The organism is Staphylococcus pasteuri (assembly GCF_030547725.1).
Classification (GTDB): domain Bacteria; phylum Bacillota; class Bacilli; order Staphylococcales; family Staphylococcaceae; genus Staphylococcus; species Staphylococcus pasteuri.
Genome location: NZ_JAUOQO010000516.1, coordinates 1 through 259 on the forward strand (window position 1 = coordinate 1; position 259 = coordinate 259).

Below are 259 nucleotides of genomic sequence, written 5' to 3' on the forward strand. Positions count from 1 at the left end.
GATCTCTGGGTGATCAAGGGTTAAGCGTATTCCACGCCAGCCCAAAAATGGATTTTCTTCCACAATAGGAAAATACGGAAGCTGTTTATCTCCACCTACATCTAAGGTGCGCATGCATACTTCTTTACCACTGTAGCTCTTCAATATATCTCGATAGCGAATATATTGTTCGTCTTCAGAAGGGAAGCGGTCTTGCATCAAAAAGGGAACTTCGGTGCGGTAAAGTCCTACACCGTCGGCACCAGCATTAACGGCAATG

Annotated in this window: 1 protein-coding gene; it reads right to left on the reverse strand. The window is 45.2% G+C overall.

What is annotated here, in order from left to right; translation table 11 throughout:
* Positions 1–258, reverse strand: a 258-nt coding sequence (locus Q4528_RS14565; RefSeq protein ID WP_303522364.1) for a putative PEP-binding protein, incomplete at its 3' end; no start/stop codon positions are given.
* Position 259: the final 1 nt, after the last annotated feature.